The sequence below is a fragment of the Streptomyces sp. NPDC003456 genome (assembly GCF_042878735.1).
Classification (GTDB): domain Bacteria; phylum Actinomycetota; class Actinomycetes; order Streptomycetales; family Streptomycetaceae; genus Streptomyces.
This window is the reverse complement of record NZ_JBIAOK010000004.1, coordinates 104,174-121,762: the sequence shown is the minus strand read 5'-3', so window position 1 is coordinate 121,762 and position 17,589 is coordinate 104,174. Positions and strand designations below refer to the sequence as shown.

The following is a 17,589-nucleotide window of genomic DNA, read 5'->3' as shown; positions in this document are numbered from 1 at the left end:
CGGTGACGTCCCATGGGCGCCCCCTTCCACGACGCCGCCCAGTGGCCCGGTGAACGGCTCGTCGGTGTCGGGCCGGGCCCCGAGGGCGGGGTCCGGACCGTGTCCTTGGAAGGGGGCACCCAGAAGAACCGGGGCGCCGATCACGGACACTATCGGCCCGCCGCTGCCCCTCACCGCCTCGAACGGCCCGAAGGCAACCGTGCGCCCCCCTGCGACGCCAAGCGCCCCGGCCGAGGCGTCCGGACATGCGAAAGGGCCCGGCCACTCCCCGAGTGGCCGGGCCCTTTCGGTGCGTGAGCGGGTTACCGGCGGTGCTGCGAGTCCGCCACCGTGACCTCGACGCGCTGGAACTCCTTGAGCTCGCTGTAGCCGGTCGTGGCCATCGCGCGGCGCAGGGCGCCGAAGAGGTTCATCGAGCCGTCGGGCGTGTGGGACGGGCCCGTGAGGATCTCCTCGAGCGTGCCGACCGTGCCGAGGGCGACCTTCTTGCCGCGCGGCAGCTCCTCGTTCACCGCCTCCATGCCCCAGTGGTGGCCCTTGCCCGGCGCGTCGGTGGCCCGGGCCAGCGGGGAGCCCATCATGACCGAGTCCGCGCCGCAGGCGATCGCCTTGGGCAGGTCGCCGGACCAGCCGACACCGCCGTCGGCGATCACGTGCACGTAGCGGCCGCCCGACTCGTCCATGTAGTCGCGGCGGGCCGCGGCCACGTCGGCGACCGCCGTCGCCATGGGGACCTGGATGCCGAGCACGTTGCGCGTGGTGTGCGCGGCGCCGCCGCCGAAGCCGACCAGCACACCGGCCGCGCCGGTGCGCATCAGGTGCAGGGCCGCCGTGTACGTGGCGCAGCCGCCGACGATCACCGGCACGTCCAGCTCGTAGATGAACTGCTTCAGGTTCAGCGGCTCGTGCGCGCCGGAGACGTGCTCGGCGGAGACCGTCGTACCGCGGATGACGAAGATGTCCACGCCCGCGTCCACGACCGCCTTGGAGAACTGGGCGGTGCGCTGCGGGGAGAGCGCGGCGGCGGTGACGACGCCGGAGTCGCGCACCTCCTTGATGCGCTGCCCGATCAGCTCCTCCTTGATGGGGGCCGCGTAGATCTCCTGCAGGCGCCGGGTCGCGGTCTCCGCGTCGAGGCCGGTGATCTCGTCGAGCAGCGGCTGTGGGTCCTCGTAGCGCGTCCACAGGCCCTCGAGGTTCAGCACGCCCAGGCCGCCCAGCTCGCCGATGCGGATGGCGCTGGCCGGGGAGACGACCGAGTCCATGGGGGCGGCCAGGAACGGCAGCTCGAAGCGGTAGGCGTCGATCTGCCAGGCGATCGAGACCTCCTTCGGGTCCCGGGTACGGCGGCTGGGGACGACGGCGATGTCGTCGAAGGCGTACGCCCGGCGGCCGCGCTTGCCGCGCCCGATCTCGATCTCAGTCACGTCTGTGGCCTTTCCCTGATGCGTTGCAGCGTCTTCCAGTATCGCCGACCGGCACGACGAGGGCGGCCCCGGATGCTTCCGGGGCCGCCCTCGCGGACGTCTGCCGTCTACTTGCGGCTGTAGTTCGGCGCCTCGACGGTCATCTGGATGTCGTGCGGGTGGCTCTCCTTGAGACCCGCCGACGTGATGCGGACGAAGCGGCCCTTGGACTCCATCTCCTCGATGGTGGCGGCGCCCACGTAGCCCATGGTCTGGCGCAGACCGCCGACGAGCTGGTGCAGCACGTTGGCCAGCGGGCCGCGGTAGGGCACCTGGCCCTCGATGCCCTCGGGCACGAGCTTGTCGTCGGAGGCGACCTCGGCCTGGAAGTAGCGGTCCTTGGAGTACGACCTGCCCTGGCCGCGGGACTGCATCGCGCCGAGCGAGCCCATGCCCCGGTACGACTTGAACTGCTTGCCGTTGATGAACTGCAGCTCGCCGGGGGACTCCTCGCAGCCGGCGAGGAGGCTGCCCAGCATGACCGTGTCGGCGCCGGCGGCGAGCGCCTTGCCGATGTCGCCCGAGTACTGCAGGCCGCCGTCGCCGATCAGCGGCACACCGGCCGGGCGCGCGGCGAGGGACGCCTCGTAGATGGCGGTGACCTGCGGGACGCCGATGCCGGCGACCACGCGGGTGGTGCAGATGGAGCCGGGGCCCACGCCGACCTTGATGCCGTCGACACCGGCGTCGATCAGGGCCTGGGCGCCGTCGCGCGTGGCCACGTTGCCGCCGATCACGTCGACGCCGACACTCGACTTGATCTTCGACATCCAGCTGAGGGCGTTGCTGTTGTGGCCGTGCGAGGTGTCGACGACCAGGAAGTCCACACCGGCGGCGGCCAGCGCCTGGGCGCGCTCCAGCGCCTCGGGGCTGGCGCCCACGGCGGCGCCGACGATCAGCCGGCCCTCGGCGTCCTTGGCCGCGTTCGGGTACTGCTCGGCCTTGACGAAGTCCTTGACGGTGATGAGGCCCTTGAGGACACCGGCGTCGTCGACCAGCGGCAGCTTCTCGATCTTGTGGCGGCGCAGCAGCTCCATGGCGTCCGGGCCGGAGATGCCGACCTTGCCGGTCACCAGGGGCATCGGCGTCATGACCTCGCGCACCTGGCGGGAGCGGTCGGACTCGAAGGCCATGTCGCGGTTGGTGACGATGCCGAGCAGCTTGCCGTTGCCGTCGGTGACGGGGACGCCGCTGATGCGGAACTTGGCGCACAGGGCGTCGGCCTCGGCGAGCGTGGCGTCCGGGTGCACCGTGATCGGGTCGGTGACCATCCCGGACTCGGACCGCTTCACCAGGTCAACCTGGTTGACCTGGTCCTCGATGGACAGGTTGCGGTGCAGTACGCCGACGCCGCCCTGGCGGGCCATCGCGATCGCCATGCGCGACTCGGTGACCTTGTCCATGGCGGCGGACAGCAGCGGGATGTTCACGCGGACGTTGCGCGAGATGCGGGACGAGGTGTCGACCGCGTTGGGGAGCACTTCCGATGCACCCGGCAGCAGCAGCACGTCGTCGTAGGTCAGCCCGAGTGTCGCGAATTTACCGGGCACTCCGTCGACGTTGGCAGTCATGACACCTTCCCCAAATGGCCTTGATCGGTGCGGATGTCCATGCTAACGGGCAGCGGGGCTGTCTCATTCCACGGTTCCACCCTGCTCCGGGCTTCGTATGTTCGTACGGAGACTGTGCGCCGCCGGTTCAATCTCGCGGCAGTTCGGCGGGACTACTGCTCGGCCAGCGCGCGCAGCCGGCTCAGCGCCCGGTGCTGCGCCACCCGCACGGCGCCGGGTGACATTCCCAACATCTGGCCGGTCTCCTCGGCCGTGAGGCCCACCGCGATGCGCAGCAGCAGCAGCTCGCGCTGGTTCTCGGGCAGGTTGGCCAGCAGCTTCTTGGCCCATTCCGCGTCACTGCTGAGCAGGGCGCGCTCCTCCGGACCGAGGGAGTCGTCCGGGCGCTCGGGCATCTCGTCGGAGGGCACGGCCGTCGAGCCGGGGTGGCGCATCGCGGCGCGCTGCAAGTCGGCGACCTTGTGGGCGGCGATGGCGAAGACGAAGGCCTCGAAGGGGCGCCCGGTGTCCCGGTAGCGGGGCAGGGCGAGGAGGACCGCCACGCAGACCTCCTGGGCGAGGTCCTCCACGAAGTGCCGCGCGTCGCCCGGCAGCCGCGACAGCCGGGTGCGGCAGTAGCGCAGGGCGAGCGGGTGGACGTGGGCGAGCAGGTCGTGCGTGGCCTGCTGGTCGCCGTCGACGGCACGGTGGACGAGCGCACCGATCGCCCCTTGGGCATGGGCCGCCTCGTCGTCACACATCGGTCCATGGTGCCCTGCGGCGGCCGGGTCCGCGGCACCGCGCCCGTTGTTGTGCACCGAAGCGTTATGAGCAGGTGCGCCGGAACTCATCCCTTGCGCCCTCCCCTTCCGCTCGACCGACTCGTCCCCGAGGAACTCCACACCCTCAAGGATGCGGCATCCGCGGCGAAACAAGCAGCGGGCTCCCGGCCGACGTCCGGCCCACCGGTGCCGACCTGGTGTTCCCTGCCCGCAGCGCGACCGCGGCGACCTGTGCGGTCACCGGCGGGGCCTGCCGTTCGGATCATCCGGGGGACGTGCGTCGCCCGCTGCCGGCTGCCCGGGCCGCGGCCCGGGTCGGACCGGGCGACCGGGCCCCGTCCGGCAGCGGCGTCGACGGCCGGCTCCCGCCTGCGCGGGCCGGGCCTGCACGGCACCGTCCTGTGCGAGTCCGGCCCCTGCGGGTCGGGTCCGTACGAGACCGGCACCAGCGGGTCGGGTCCGTTCGCGGCCGGCCCCTGCGGGTCGGGCCTGCGCGGGTGCGGCCCGTGCGGGGGCATCCGCGTGCCCCCGCTGCGCGGCCGGCGCGGGGAACCCGTCACCGGTGCTGACGCGATGACGCCGGTTCTCTGCGGCCTGATCCGAACGGCAGGCCCTAGCGCACCAGACCCCACCGGAAGCCGAGCGCCACGGCGTGGGCACGGTCCGAGGCACCGAGCTTCTTGAACAGGCGCCGGGCGTGGGTCTTGACGGTGTCCTCGGAGAGGAACAGCTCGCGCCCGATCTCCGCGTTGGAGCGGCCGTGGCTCATGCCCTCCAGGACCTGGATCTCACGGGCCGTGAGCGTGGGCGCGGCGCCCATCTCGGCCGAGCGCAGCCGGCGCGGGGCCAGCCGCCAGGTCGGGTCGGCCAGGGCCTGGGTCACCGTCGCGCGCAACTCGGCGCGGGAGGCGTCCTTGTGCAGATAGCCGCGGGCGCCGGCGGCGACCGCGAGGGCCACGCCGTCCAGGTCCTCGGCGACGGTGAGCATGATGATCCGCGCACCGGGGTCGGCGGACAGCAGCCGCCGCACCGTCTCGACGCCGCCCAGTCCGGGCATGCGTACGTCCATCAGAATCAGGTCCGAGCGGTCGGCCCCCCAGCGGCGGAGGACTTCCTCGCCGTTGGCCGCCGTCGTCACGCGCTCTACGCCGGGCACGGTCGCGACCGCACGGCGGAGCGCCTCTCGGGCAAGCGGGGAGTCGTCGCAGACGAGAACGGAAGTCATGGCCGCCCTCCGCAGCTGATGCGCGTCACCTTGAGCCTCCAGGCTGGTACGAAATCGTCACCTGTGCGGTCGACCGTCTCGGACACTCGCCCGAGCCCTTGTTCCTTCAACCGCCTCGCACTCTCAACGACGGTCACTCGAAAGAGTTACGGGGGCGGCTGCCATCTTCGGCACTCTACGTGAGGGGGCGGACACGGTGCAGACATGCGCAGCAGACCCGCGAACTTTCATCACAACCTATGCCCCATTCAGACCCATTTCTTCCGCTTTGCCAGTGTCTGGAGCTAGATTCGCAATGAGTCATATTTTCATCTCCTTAGATCGTAGTTGTACGGTCGTAGACACCGGATCCGCCCAGAACGGCTACAAGGGGTCACGCAATGGCAGATTTCTCCCGCCTTCCCGGACCGAACGCGGACCTGTGGGACTGGCAGCTGCTGGCTGCCTGCCGAGGGGTGGACAGCTCGCTCTTCTTCCACCCGGAGGGCGAACGCGGCGCGGCCCGGAGTGCTCGCGAGAACTCGGCCAAAGAGGTCTGCATGAGGTGCCCCGTACGCGCGGAGTGCGCCGCTCACGCCCTGGCGGTGCGTGAGCCGTACGGCGTGTGGGGCGGGCTGACCGAGGACGAGCGCGAAGAACTCATGGGGCGGGCGCGCAACCGGCTGGTGTCGGCGTCGGCATCGGGCGGGCACACCGTCTCGAACAACTGAAGGAACCTTTCTGCTCCCCGGCACGCGCATGCGTGCCGTTGCCTTTCACCCGCGCGGGTCCGCGCCGCGGGCGCGGGCCTCGACGCGTGCGGACACCGGACGCGGACGCGGAAAGACGCCGGACGGTGTCAGCGGCGGGCGGCCCGGGCCAGCTGGTCGAGGGTCGCCGCCACCGCCGGGACCTGGGCGAGGTCCGGCAGGGTCAGCGCGACGATCTCCCGGCGCACCGCCGGCTCCAGCCGTACGGTCCGCACCCCCCGGGGCCGTACCGACTCGACGGCCAGCTGGGGCAGGACCGCCACGCCGAGACCGGCGCCGACGAGGCCGACCACGGCCGGGTAGTCGTCGGTGGCGAAGTCGATGCGCGGGGTGAAGCCGGCCGCCGCGCACACCTCGGTCAACTGGCCGCGGCAGCGCGGGCACCCGGCGATCCAGGGCTCCTCGGCGAGTTCGCCGATGGCGACGGACTGCGCCCGCGCGAGCCGGTGCCCTTCCGGCACGAGCGCCACGAGCCGGTCCGACAGCAGCGGCCGTACGACGAGGTCGTCCCACTCCTCCGCCCCCGCGGCGCCCTCGTAGCGGAAGGCGAGGGCCACGTCGCAGTCGCCCTCGCGCAGCAGGCCGACGGACGCCGGGGGTTCGGCCTCCTCCAGGGAGACACGGGTGCCGGGGTGCGCCGCGCGCAGGGCGGCCAGGGCCGTGGGGACGAGCGTGGAGCTGCCGCTGGGGAAGGAGACGAGCCGGACCCGGCCCGCGCGCAGCCCCGCGATGGCGGCGACCTCCTCCTCCGCGGCCGTCAGCCCCGAGAGGATGCCGGCCGCGTGCCGCACCAGGGCCTCGCCCGCCTGGGTCAGGCGCATCTCCCGGCCGGTGCGGATCAGCAGCGGGGTGCCGACGGAGGTCTCCAGGGCCTTCATCTGCTGGCTGACGGCGGGCTGCGTGCAGCCCAGCTCGCGCCCGGCGGCGGAGAAGGAGCCGGTGGCGGCGACGGCGCGCAGGACGCGCAGGTGGCGGGCTTCGATCACCCTTCCAGGATAAGGGGTGCTTTGAGCGCGGCACGAATAATGCGTCGACGCTTTGGGGTCCCGTCGCCTAGCGTGCGCGCATGGAGCTTCTGTCAGTGAACCTGGGCCGCGCGAAGGCCGTGACGTACACCGACAACCCCGAGGGGGTCACGGGGATCGACAAGCGGCCGGTGGACGGCCCGGTGCGGGTGTCCGCGCCCGGGCCGAAGGGGGTCGGCGGGAGCGGGCTGGCCGGGGACGCCGTGTGCAAGCTGCAGCATCACGGCGGCGACGACCAGGCCGTGTACGCGATGGCCCGCGAGGACCTGGACGAGTGGGAGCGCGAGCTGGGCCGGACGCTGGCGCACGGCGCGTTCGGCGAGAACCTCACCACCCGGGGCCTGGACGTCTCCGGTGCGCTGATCGGCGAGCGCTGGCGGATCGGGCCCGAGGTGGTGCTGGAGATCACCTCCGGGCGGATCCCGTGCCGTACGTTCCAGGGCCACCTGGACGAGAAGGGCTGGGTGAAGCGGTTCACGCGGCGCGGTGCGCCCGGGGCCTATCTGCGGGTGATCGTGCCCGGGGAGATCCGTGCGGGCGACGCCGTGGAGGTCGTGCACCGGCCCGGTCACGACGTCACCGTGGCGCTGGCGTTCCGGGCGTCGACGACCGAGCGGGCGCTGCTGCCCCGGCTGCTCGCGGCGGGTGCGGCGCTGCACCCGGAGCTGCTGGCGGCGGCCCGCGAGTACCGGGAGGTGTCCGGCGCCTGACCGCGGCTCACCACGCCGGTCTGCACCGGTCCTTCACCACGGACGGCCCTGCGGGCAAGCGGACGCACGAGATCCGGGTCACTACGCTTCTGCCATGACAACGGCTCTGATTACGGGATCGACGGCAGGCATCGGGGCCGCGTTCGCGCGGCGACTGGCGGCCGACGGGCACAACCTGGTCCTGGTGGCCCGGGACACCAAGCGCCTCCGGGAGCAGGCGACCGAGCTGCACGACCGGCACGGCATCGAGGCGGAGGTGCTGACGGCCGACCTGGCGGAGGACCGGGGCATCGAAGCGGTCGCCGACCGCCTGCGCGACCGCAAGAGCCCCGTCGACCTGCTGGTCAACAACGCCGGCTTCGGCAACAAGGGCCGCTTCCTGGAGGTGTCCATGGCCGACGAGCTGCGGATGCTGAAGGTGCACTGCGAGGCGGTGCTGCGGCTGACCGCGGCGGCGACGGAGGCCATGCGGGAGCGGGGCCGCGGCGGTGTCGTCAATGTCGCCTCGGTCGCGGCCTTCGTCCCGCGCGGGACGTACGGCGCCTCCAAGGCCTGGGTCGTGCAGTTCACGCAGGGGGCGGCGCGGGACCTGGCCGGCAGCGGGGTGCGGCTGATGGCGCTGTGCCCCGGGTTCGTCCGCACCGAGTTCCACGAGCGGGCCGGCATGGGCACGGACAACATCCCCGGCTGGATGTGGCTCGACGCGGACAAGCTGGTGGCGGCCGCGCTGCACGACCTCGCCCGCGGCAAGACCCTGTCCGTCCCGGATCCGCGCTACAAGGCCCTGATGGGCGCGGCGAAGCTGGTGCCGCGGGGGATGCTGGGAGCGGTCTCGTCCCGGACGGGGCGCAAGTACGGGCCGCAGTGACGGAGGTACGGGCCGCAGTGACGTACGGACCAGTGCCGTCACCGCGGTGACGGCCGTCCGGCCGGGAGGCGGCCGGGCGGTCCGCAGAGGGAGAATGGTGCTGTTCAGCCGGATCCCCGGGGGGCCGGAGGCGAGGTCATGACCTTCGTACAGCTCATCGAATGCAGGACCAGTCGGCTCGACGAGATGAACCGGCTGATGGACAGGTGGGTCGAACAGACCCGGGGGAAGCGGACGGCGACGCACAGCGTGGTGGCGAAGGACAGGTCCGACGCCTCGCACATCGTCGAGATCGTGGAGTTCCCCTCCTACGAGGACGCGATGCGCAACTCCGGACTTCCGGAGACCGACCGGATCTTCCAGGACATGGTGGCCCTGTGCGAGGAGGAGCCGACGTTCACCGACCTCGACGTCGTACGGGACGAGCAGCTGAACGCGGCGACCGCGCGGCGGTTCTTCGAGATCGCGCCCGGGGAGGGCGACGCGCCGCCGATGAACGACGTGTTCACCGAGGACTACCACGACCACGATCCGGCCAACGTGCAGGACGTCGTCGGGCTCGACGCGGTGCGGCGCGAAGTGAAGGCGTGGCAGGGCGGGTTCGCCTTCTCGTTCACGATCGAGGACCAGATGGCGCAGGGCGACCGGGTGTGCACCCGGTGGACCTTCCACGGCCGGCACACGGGCGAGTTCCTCGGCATCCCGCCGACCGGCAAGGACGTCACCATGACCGGGACGACCGTCCACCGCTGCGCACCGGACGGGAAGATCGCCGAGGGCTGGTGGCAGTACGACCGGCTGGGGCTGATGCAGCAGCTCGGGGCGCTGGACCCGCTGGAGCTGTGAGCGGGCCCGCGGATGCGGGAAGCCCCCGTCCCGCGGGCGGCGGGGCGGGGGCTTCCGGCGGAGGTCGGTGCCTCAGTGGGCGTGGCCGTGGCCGTGGCCCGCGGCGGCCGGCTCCTCCTCTTCCTTCTTCTCGACGACCAGGGTCTCGGTCGTGAGGAGGAGGGAGGCGATGGAGGCGGCGTTCTCCAGGGCGGAGCGGGTGACCTTGACCGGGTCGATGACGCCGGCCTTGATCAGATCGCCGTACTCGCCGGTGGCGGCGTTGTAACCGCTGCCCTTCTCGAGCTCGGCGACCTTGGAGACGATGACGTAGCCCTCGAGGCCGGCGTTCTCGGCGATCCAGCGCAGCGGCTCGACGGCGGCCTTGCGGACCACGGAGACACCGGTGGCCTCGTCGCCGGTCTTGTCGAGGTTGCCCTCGAGGACCTTGACGGCGTGGACCAGCGCGGAGCCACCACCGGAGACGATGCCCTCCTCGACCGCGGCGCGGGTCGCGGAGATGGCGTCCTCCAGACGGTGCTTGCGCTCCTTGAGCTCGACCTCGGTGGCGGCACCCACGCGGATGACGCACACGCCGCCGGCCAGCTTCGCGAGGCGCTCCTGGAGCTTCTCGCGGTCCCAGTCGGAGTCCGTGGTCTCGATCTCGGCCTTGATCTGGGCGACGCGGCCCTGCACGTCTTCCTTGTTGCCGGCACCGTCGACGACCGTGGTGTCGTCCTTGGTGACGGTGACGCGGCGGGCGGAGCCGAGGACGTCCAGGCCGACCTGGTCGAGCTTGAGGCCGACCTCCTCGGAGACGACCGTGGCGCCGGTGAGGACGGCCATGTCCTGCAGCATCGCCTTGCGGCGGTCGCCGAAGCCCGGGGCCTTGACGGCGACGGCGTTGAACGTGCCGCGGATCTTGTTCACGACCAGGGTCGACAGGGCCTCGCCCTCGACGTCCTCGGCGATGATCAGCAGCGGCTTGGAGGCGTTGGCCTGGATGACCTTCTCCAGCAGCGGCAGCAGGTCCGCGATGGCGGAGATCTTGCCCTGCGTGATGAGGATGTACGGGTCGTCCAGGACGGCTTCCATGCGCTCCTGGTCCGTCACGAAGTACGGCGACAGGTAGCCCTTGTCGAAGGCCATGCCCTCGGTGAAGTCCAGCTCCAGACCGAAGGTGTTGGACTCCTCGACGGTGATGACACCGTCCTTGCCGACCTTGTCCATCGCCTCGGCGATGAGCTCGCCGACCTGCTGGTCCTGGGCGGACAGCGCGGCGACGGCGGCGATGTCGGACTTCTCGTCGATCGGGCGGGCCGAGGCGAGCAGGTCGTCGGAGACGGCCTTGACGGCGGCGTCGATGCCCTTCTTGAGGGCGGCCGGGGAGGCACCGGCGGCGACGTTCTTCAGGCCCTCGCGCACGAGCGCCTGGGCGAGCACGGTCGCGGTGGTCGTACCGTCACCCGCGATGTCGTTGGTCTTGGTCGCCACCTCCTTGACCAGCTGGGCACCGAGGTTCTCGTACGGGTCCTCGATCTCGACCTCGCGGGCGATCGTGACACCGTCGTTGGTGATGGTGGGGGCGCCGAACTTCTTGTCGATGACGACGTTGCGGCCCTTGGGGCCGATCGTCACCTTGACCGTGTCGGCAAGCTTGTTGACGCCGCGCTCGAGGGCGCGACGGGCGTCCTCGTCGAACTTCAGGATCTTCGCCATGGGAGCGTGAGCCCTCTTCCGGAATCTGGGATAACGGCAACTGCGCCCCGGGCGCCCGGCTTATTGGCGATCGCGGGGGCCAGGGGCGCAGTTCAAAGCAAGGTGCTTCGGGTGAATTACTTCTCGATGATCGCGAGCACGTCGCGGGCCGAGAGGACGAGGTACTCCTCGCCGTTGTACTTCACCTCGGTGCCGCCGTACTTGCTGTAGAGCACGACGTCGCCGACGGAGACGTCGAGCGGAAGACGGTTGCCGTCCTCGAAGCGGCCCGGGCCCACGGCCAGGACGACGCCCTCCTGGGGCTTCTCCTTGGCGGTGTCCGGGATGACCAGGCCAGAGGCGGTGGTCTGCTCGGCGTCGAGCGGCTGGACCACGATGCGGTCCTCGAGCGGCTTGATGGCAACCTTGGAGCTGGTGGTCGTCACGATCCGACCTCCCCCTTCGGAGATCTCACGGGGTTAACTGTCTGAGGTGGCGACCAGGTGGATCCGTCGTCGCGGGTGCCGGACCTGCCCGTCGCTGTGTTGGCACTCTCCTAGGGGGAGTGCCAGAGCCGAGACTATGACTGCGATTAGCACTCGGTCAAGCGGACTGCTAATTGCCCGCGGCGCGTCGGCCGGGTGCCCGCTCCGGCGCGCTCGCCGACGCCGCCTCCGGCGTGTTCTCCGATGCCGCCTCAGGTGCGCTCTCCGGAGCCGTCTCCGGCACGTTCTCCACGTGGTCCTCCAGTCGCCCCACCCTCAGCCCCCGCGTGTCGATCTCGCGCAGCAGGCGCCGCGTGCGCTCGGCGAGCGTCAGGGAGTCGGTGTCGCCGGACGGCAGCGAGACGATGTCGCCCGGCCGCAGCCGCGGCTCGCCCCGGCGGTAGTCCAGCTCCCCGTCGCCGTCCAGGGACACGCGCCAGAGGACGACCGCCCGGATGCCGCAGTCGGCGGCGGCGCGCAGGGTCGTCGTGTCGTAGGTGCCGTAGGGCGGCCGGAAGAGCCGGGGGCGGACGCCGAAGCGGGAGTGCAGCTTGTGCTGCTGGCCGCAGATCTCCGCGCGCTGGCCCGCGTAGGGCAGTCCGCGCAGGGCGGGGTGGTCCAGGGTGTGGTTCTGCAGGGAGGCGCCGACCGCGCGCAGCCGGGCGAAGTGGGCGTAGCCGGGGCCCACGACGCTGTCGGTGAGGAACAGGCTGACGGGGAGACGCCGTTCGCGGACGAGGCCGACGAAGAGGGGGTCGCGTTCGGCGCCGTCGTCGTAGGTGAGGAAGACGACCGGTTCCCGGGTGGGGACGTGGTCGACGACGGGCGGCAGGTGACCCCGGCCCTCGGCGGAGGGGTGGCCCGTCGCCGGGGCGCGGCCGTCGGCGTCGCCCGGGTGCTCCTCCGGCGACGCGGCGCAGGCGGCCAGCAGGGCCAGGCCCGCGCACAGCGTGCCGGCGGCCCGCCGCCTCACAGGTAGTCCTCCAGCCGCCCCACGGCGTACCCCTCGGCCGTGACCTTGTTCAGGAAGCGGCGGATCATGTCGGGCATCGTGCCCTTCCACTCGTCCCGGCCCCGGAAGTGCGTGAGCACGATGTCCCCCGGGCGCAGGTCGCGGTCCGCCTCGCGGTACTCCCAGTGGTCGGCGAAGACCTCCTCGCTCCACAGGGGCACGGACGTGATGCCGCAGTCCTTGGCGGCGCGCAGGGTCGCCCGGTCGTAACTGCCGTAGGGCGGGCGGAAGAGGGTGGGGCGCTTGCCGAAGCGCTGTTCGACGTAGCGCTGCATGCCGCAGATCTCGCGCTTCTGCGCGCGGTAGGACATGCCGCGCAGGTTGGGGTGGTGCAGGGTGTGGTTGTTCAGGACCACTCCCTCGGCCTGCATTTGGCGGAAGTAGCGGGGGTCGTCCTCGACCAGGTAGCCGCTGAGGAACGCGGTGTAGGGCACGCCCAGTTCGCGGGTCATCCGCAGGAACGAGGGGTCCTTCTCGGCGCCGTCGTCGATGGTGAGGAAGACGACCTTGTCTCGCGTGGGGACGCGGGTGAACACGGGGGGCAGGTCCAGTTCCCGGTGGCCGTCCACCTCGAAGCCCTTGCGGGTCTTGATGCTGGGCTTGCGCTCGGGGGCCGGGGGCGCGGACAGCGGGACGGCGCGCAGTCCCCAGCGGCGGGCGGCGGCGACCCGGGCGGTGTGCGCGGTGCGCAGCTTGGCGGCGTAGGAGTCCAGGGCGCGGGCCGGGGGTGCCTCCAGGGGCTGCTGGCCGCCGGCCGGGGCGACGCCGGTGCCGTCGCCGCCCTGCGCGCAGCCGGAGGCGATGGCGGCCAGGGCGAGCACCGCGAGGCCGATCCGCACCCCGCCGAATGCCCGGCTTTTGTCATTTTGTACGACTGCTCGCATGGTGCCGGATCCTCGCAGCCCGCCCGGGCGAACCGGCCCCGACACCGCGACCGCTCCCCCACGGTCCACCGACTGGCCCACATCGGCCGCGATGCCGGACCAGTGCCGGACGGCCGCGGGGACGGACTCCTCCCGCTCCTCCTGCTCCTCCCGCTCCTCCCGGCGACGTCGTCCGGTCGTGGTCGACAATGATCCGGTGAACGACCTCGCTCCCCTCCTCACCCCCGAAGGCCGCGCCCTCCTCGACGAGGTGCGTGACACCGACCCGGCACAGGAGCTGGCGGTGGCGACCCGGCTGCGCCGTGACCACCCGGCCGAACTGGTGTCGGCCGCGCTCGGGCAGGCGCGGCTGCGGCAGCGCGCGGCGGTGAAGTTCGGCGCGGAGGACGCCGGGCGGATGTTCTTCACGCCCAACGGGGTGGAGCAGTCGACCCGGGCGAGCGTGGCCGCCTACCGGGCCGGGCGGATGGCCGCCCTGGGCGTGGCCTCGGTCGCCGACCTGTGCTGCGGCATCGGCGGCGACGCGATCGCGCTGGCCCGGGCCGGGATCCGGGTCCTCGCCGTGGACCGGGACCCGCTCACGGCCGCGGCGGCCCGCGCCAACGCCGAGGCGCTGGACCTGGCCCACCTGATCGAGGTGCGCGAGGCCGACGTCACGGAGGTGGACACCACCGGGTACGACGCCGTCTTCGCCGACCCGGCCCGGCGCGGCGGCCGGGGCCGGATCTTCGACCCCGAGGCCTACTCGCCGCCGCTGTCCTGGGCGGTGGCCGCCGCGCGCCGGGCACCGCGCGCGGCGCTGAAGGTCGCCCCGGGCATCCCGCACGAGGCGGTCCCGCAGGACGCCGAGGCCGAGTGGATCTCGGACGGCGGGGACGTGAAGGAGGCGGTGCTGTGGTTCGGCACCGCCGCGGGCGCCGTGCGGGCCACCCTGCTGCCGGGGCCGCGCAGCCTGCTCTCGCGCGGCCTGCCCGATCCGGACGTCCGCCCGCCCGGCCGCTACCTCTACGAGCCCGACGGCGCGGTCATCCGCGCCCACCTGGTCGCCGAGGTGGCCGAGCAGGTCGGCGGCGGACTGCTCGACGCGACCATCGCCTACGTCACGGCCGACGCCCTGCACCCGACCCGGTACGCGACCGCCTACGAGATCACCGACCACCTGCCCTTCAACGTCAAGAAGCTCAAGGCCCTGCTGCGGGAACGGCAGGTGGGCACGCTCACGGTGAAGAAGCGGGGCTCGGCGGTGGAGCCGGAGGAGCTGCGCCGCAAGGTCAAGCCGCAGGGTCCGCACGCCGCGACGGTGTTCCTGACCAGGGTCGCCGGGGCCCCGGCCATGCTGCTGGGGCACCCGGCCTGACGGTCAGCCCTGCTCGGCGGCCCGGCGCAGCAGCAGGTCCCGCTCCCGTTGGTTGCGCGCGAGGGAGGCCGCCCGCTCGAACTCGGTGCGGGCCTCGGCCCGGCGGCCGAGGCGGCTCAGGAGGTCGCCGCGGACGCTGGGCAGCAGGTGGTAGCCGCGCAGGGCCGGGTCGGCGGACAGGGCGTCGACCAGCGGCAGGGCGGCGCCGGGCCCTTCGGACATCGAGACGGCCACCGCCCGGTTCAGCTCCACGACCGGTGACGGGGACCGGGCGGCGAGCAGGCCGTAGAGGGTGGCGATGCGCGCCCAGTCGGTCTCCTCGTAGGTGGGGGCGTGCGCGTGGCAGGCGGCGATGGCGGCCTGGAGGAGGTACGGGCCCGGGGCGCCGGAGGCGGTGGCCTCCGCCCGGCCCAGTGCGGCGACGCCGCGGGCGATCAGCATGCGGTTCCAGCGGGAGCGGTTCTGGTCCTGGAGCAGGACGGGTTCGCCGGAGGGGGCCGTGCGGGCCGCCGTGCGGGACGCCTGGAACTCCAGGAGTGCGGCCAGTCCGTGCACCTCGCTCTCCTTCGGCATCAGCCCGGCGAGCACCCGGGCCAGCCGCAGGGCGTCCTCGCACAGGGACGGGCGCAGCCAGTCGTCGCCGGCCGTGGCGGCGTACCCCTCGTTGAAGATCAGGTAGATGACGTCGAGGACCGAGCCGAGGCGGGCCTCGCGGTCGGCTCCGCGGGGCACCTCGAAGGCGATGTTCTTCGTGGCCAGGGTGCGTTTGGCGCGGACGACGCGCTGGGCGACGGTCGGCTCGGGGACGAGGAACGCCCGGGCGATCTCCGCCGTGGTCAGTCCGCCCAGCAGACGCAGGGTGAGGGCGGTGCGGGCCTCGGTGGACAACATCGGGTGGCAGGCGGTGAAGACCAGGCGCAGCAGGTCGTCGTCGATGTCGTCGGGGTCGGCGGGCTCCTCGGGCGGGGCCGCGTCCGGTTGGGCCCGGCCGATCTCGGCCAGCTTCCGGGCGTAGTTCTCCCGGCGGCGGACCAGGTCGACGGCGCGGTTGCGGGCCGCCGCCATGAGCCAGGCGCCCGGGTTTGCGGGGATCCCGTCGCGGGGCCACTGCTCCAGGGCGGCCACCAGGGCGTCCTGTGCGAGTTCCTCGGCGATGCCGACGTCGCGGACGACGCGGGTGACGCCGGCGATGATCCGGGGCGACTCCATGCGGAAGACGGTCTCGACGGTCTCGGCGGCCTCGCGGCGGGGCGCCGGGGAGGGGGTGGGCGACACGGTCACGACCCACCATCAGACACCCCCGGCGCCGCCCGGCCAAGCGGGAGCGTCAGCCCTCGGCGATCTGCCGGACCTCCGCCGTGATGGTCCAGTAGTCCTCGTGGGTGGCCAGGAACCGCTTGGTCCACTCGACGGCCTCGGCCTTGTCCTTGCACTGGCTGATCGAGTAGCCGCCGATGACCTCCTTGGTCTCGGTGAACGGCCCGTCGATGACGGACATCCGCCCGCCCTCCCAGGTCACCCGGGTGCCGTCGGAGGTGGGGGTGAGCCCGGCCGTGTCCAGCATGACGCCGGCCCGGGTGATCTCCTCCAGCAGCTTGCCCATGCGCTCCTGCAGTTCGGGGCTCGGGCCCTCGGCGGGGGCGTTCTTCTCGTCGATGCGGATCAGGGTGAGAAAGCGCGGCACGGTGACTCCTCGGGTCGTGCGGAGCGGGTCCTGTGCCCGCTCTCACCCCTGCGTCGAACGGCCGACGCGTGGATCGACACCCGCGGCGCACACACCCGAAGATTTTCAGGTGGGCGGAATTTCGCAGGTCAGCGCAGTGACTGCCACAGTTTCCCGGCCTCCGGCTCGTCCGCGACCACCCGGTTGGGGTCCGAGGGCGCCGGCACCACGGGCATCGTGACCGTGCGGACCGCGCCCGCCGACAGGCCTTGCAGGCTCCGGCCGAGCCGGGTCAGCTCGGCCAGGGAGTCCAGGCCGGTGTCCGTGGTCAGGCCCGCGGTCACCGTGTCGGCGACCCGGTAGAGCCTGGCCGGGTCGGTGAGCAGGTCCTGGACGGTGATCTGCTCCAGCAGGGCCTTCACCAGCTTCTGCTGCAGGCCGATGCGGCCGAGGTCGCTGCCGTCGCCTATGCCGTGCCGGGTGCGGGCCAGGGCCAGGGCGCGGTCGCCGTCCAGGTGGTGGGTGCCGGCCTTCAGTCGAAGGTGGCTGTCGTCGTCGGAGATGTCCTCCTCGGTGGTGACGGTGACGCCGCCGAGTGCGTCGACCAGCCGGGCGAACCCGGAGAAGTCGAGCTCCAGGTAGTGGTCCATCCGCACGTTCGTCATCGCCTCGACGGTCTTCACCGCGCACACCGGACCGCCCACCTCGTAGGCGCTGTTGAACATCGAGCCGTACGCCACCGCCGTCGACCCGCCGGACGGGGTCGGGCAGGAGGGGCGGGTGACCAGGGTGTCGCGCGGGATGCTGACCACCGTCGCGGCGGTCCGCCCGGCGTCGAGGTGGACGACCATCGCCGTGTCGGAGCGGGCACCGGTGCTGTCGCCGCCGCCGAGCCGCCGGTTCTCCGCGCCGCTGCGCGAGTCCGAGCCCAGGACGAGGATGTTGAGCGCCTCACCGGGCAGTGCGGAATCCGCGGGCGCGGGCGCGCCGAGCGGTCTGGGCGGGCGGTCGTCACCGAGTGCGCGGTCGATGTCGACACCGGTGATGTTGTGGTCGAGGTGCCAGTAGGCCCAGCCCGCCGCCGCGGCGCCCAGCACGAGCGCTCCTGCCAGGACCAGGGCCGCGGTCCTGGGCACCTGCGAGCGCCGGCGCGGCGCGTCGCCCTCCCCGTCGCGTTCCGTCACGCCCAGGAACATAAGTCCGAATAATGTCGGCCAGGTAGCGCGGGTCGCGCTTTCTTGGGAAATTCTCAGATTCGATGGTCGGACCGCTCGGACCGCGAAGACCATT

Annotated in this window: 17 protein-coding genes; 5 read left to right on the top strand and 12 right to left on the bottom strand. The window is 72.3% G+C overall.

Going from position 1 to position 17,589, the window contains the following annotated elements; all coding sequences use genetic code 11:
• Nucleotides 1-302 precede the first annotated feature (302 nt).
• The 4 genes from ACFYWG_RS16785 to ACFYWG_RS16770 form a co-directional block, all read right to left on the bottom strand.
• On the bottom strand, nt 303-1,427 hold the full coding sequence (locus tag ACFYWG_RS16785; protein ID WP_376329371.1) for a GuaB3 family IMP dehydrogenase-related protein: 1,125 nt from the start codon (nt 1,425-1,427) through the stop codon (nt 303-305).
• A gap of 107 nt (nt 1,428-1,534) precedes the next feature.
• Nucleotides 1,535-3,037, bottom strand: coding sequence for an IMP dehydrogenase (gene guaB / locus ACFYWG_RS16780; RefSeq protein WP_389201941.1), 1,503 nt, complete (start codon nt 3,035-3,037; stop codon nt 1,535-1,537).
• A 152-nt stretch (nt 3,038-3,189) separates the two neighbouring features.
• The gene (locus tag ACFYWG_RS16775) at nt 3,190-3,777 is read right to left on the bottom strand and encodes a sigma-70 family RNA polymerase sigma factor (protein WP_376329365.1); all 588 of its coding nucleotides are present in this window, start codon (nt 3,775-3,777) and stop codon (nt 3,190-3,192) included.
• Between the two features lie 634 nt (nt 3,778-4,411).
• A complete protein-coding gene (locus ACFYWG_RS16770) occupies nt 4,412-5,023 on the bottom strand; it encodes a response regulator transcription factor (RefSeq protein ID WP_003948568.1) in 612 nt (203 codons plus the stop codon).
• A gap of 380 nt (nt 5,024-5,403) precedes the next feature.
• On the opposite strand from ACFYWG_RS16770, the gene ACFYWG_RS16765 reads away from it, so the two are divergent.
• Complete coding sequence (locus ACFYWG_RS16765) at nt 5,404-5,733, top strand: WhiB family transcriptional regulator (RefSeq protein ID WP_184849078.1); 330 nt, start codon at nt 5,404-5,406, stop codon at nt 5,731-5,733.
• 128 nt (nt 5,734-5,861) lie between these two features.
• On the opposite strand, the gene ACFYWG_RS16760 is transcribed toward ACFYWG_RS16765, so the two are convergent.
• Nucleotides 5,862-6,758 (bottom strand): LysR family transcriptional regulator, encoded by an 897-nt coding sequence (locus ACFYWG_RS16760; RefSeq protein WP_376329361.1) that lies wholly within the window; start codon nt 6,756-6,758, stop codon nt 5,862-5,864.
• Nucleotides 6,759-6,838: 80 nt separating this feature from the next.
• Between ACFYWG_RS16760 and ACFYWG_RS16755 the strand changes: the two genes are divergently transcribed.
• From ACFYWG_RS16755 to ACFYWG_RS16745, 3 genes are all read left to right on the top strand, one after another.
• Nucleotides 6,839-7,507, top strand: a complete 669-nt coding sequence (locus ACFYWG_RS16755; protein WP_389201937.1) for an MOSC domain-containing protein — start codon at nt 6,839-6,841, stop codon at nt 7,505-7,507.
• A 94-nt stretch (nt 7,508-7,601) separates the two neighbouring features.
• Nucleotides 7,602-8,375 (top strand): SDR family NAD(P)-dependent oxidoreductase, encoded by a 774-nt coding sequence (locus tag ACFYWG_RS16750; RefSeq protein ID WP_385419832.1) that lies wholly within the window; start codon nt 7,602-7,604, stop codon nt 8,373-8,375.
• Between the two features lie 138 nt (nt 8,376-8,513).
• Nucleotides 8,514-9,221 (top strand): ester cyclase, encoded by a 708-nt coding sequence (locus ACFYWG_RS16745; RefSeq protein ID WP_389201935.1) that lies wholly within the window; start codon nt 8,514-8,516, stop codon nt 9,219-9,221.
• 72 nt (nt 9,222-9,293) lie between these two features.
• On the opposite strand, the gene groL is transcribed toward ACFYWG_RS16745, so the two are convergent.
• The 4 genes from groL to ACFYWG_RS16725 all read right to left on the bottom strand — a co-directional run bounded on the left by groL (nt 9,294) and on the right by ACFYWG_RS16725 (nt 13,279).
• Nucleotides 9,294-10,919, bottom strand: coding sequence for a chaperonin GroEL (gene groL / locus ACFYWG_RS16740; protein ID WP_376329350.1), 1,626 nt, complete (start codon nt 10,917-10,919; stop codon nt 9,294-9,296).
• Nucleotides 10,920-11,035: 116 nt separating this feature from the next.
• Complete coding sequence (gene groES, locus ACFYWG_RS16735) at nt 11,036-11,344, bottom strand: co-chaperone GroES (protein WP_053135717.1); 309 nt, start codon at nt 11,342-11,344, stop codon at nt 11,036-11,038.
• Nucleotides 11,345-11,513: 169 nt separating this feature from the next.
• Nucleotides 11,514-12,356, bottom strand: coding sequence for a polysaccharide deacetylase family protein (locus tag ACFYWG_RS16730; RefSeq protein ID WP_389201932.1), 843 nt, complete (start codon nt 12,354-12,356; stop codon nt 11,514-11,516).
• A complete protein-coding gene (locus tag ACFYWG_RS16725) occupies nt 12,353-13,279 on the bottom strand; it encodes a polysaccharide deacetylase family protein (RefSeq protein ID WP_389202742.1) in 927 nt (308 codons plus the stop codon). Before ACFYWG_RS16725 ends, ACFYWG_RS16730 begins: the two co-directional genes overlap by 4 nt.
• Nucleotides 13,280-13,457: 178 nt before the next feature.
• On the opposite strand from ACFYWG_RS16725, the gene ACFYWG_RS16720 reads away from it, so the two are divergent.
• Nucleotides 13,458-14,636: a methyltransferase domain-containing protein gene (locus tag ACFYWG_RS16720; protein ID WP_389201930.1), complete on the top strand. Its 1,179-nt coding sequence runs from the start codon at nt 13,458-13,460 to the stop codon at nt 14,634-14,636.
• A gap of 3 nt (nt 14,637-14,639) precedes the next feature.
• Here the strand turns inward: ACFYWG_RS16720 and ACFYWG_RS16715 are convergent, their stop codons facing one another.
• From ACFYWG_RS16715 to ACFYWG_RS16705, 3 genes are all read right to left on the bottom strand, one after another.
• On the bottom strand, nt 14,640-15,917 hold the full coding sequence (locus tag ACFYWG_RS16715) for an RNA polymerase sigma factor (RefSeq protein ID WP_389201928.1): 1,278 nt from the start codon (nt 15,915-15,917) through the stop codon (nt 14,640-14,642).
• A gap of 46 nt (nt 15,918-15,963) precedes the next feature.
• Nucleotides 15,964-16,320: a YciI family protein gene (locus ACFYWG_RS16710; protein WP_376329340.1), complete on the bottom strand. Its 357-nt coding sequence runs from the start codon at nt 16,318-16,320 to the stop codon at nt 15,964-15,966.
• A gap of 128 nt (nt 16,321-16,448) precedes the next feature.
• Entirely contained in the window at nt 16,449-17,495 is a 1,047-nt protein-coding gene (locus ACFYWG_RS16705; protein WP_389201926.1) for an LCP family protein, read from the bottom strand.
• Between the last annotated feature and the right edge of the window lie 94 nt (nt 17,496-17,589).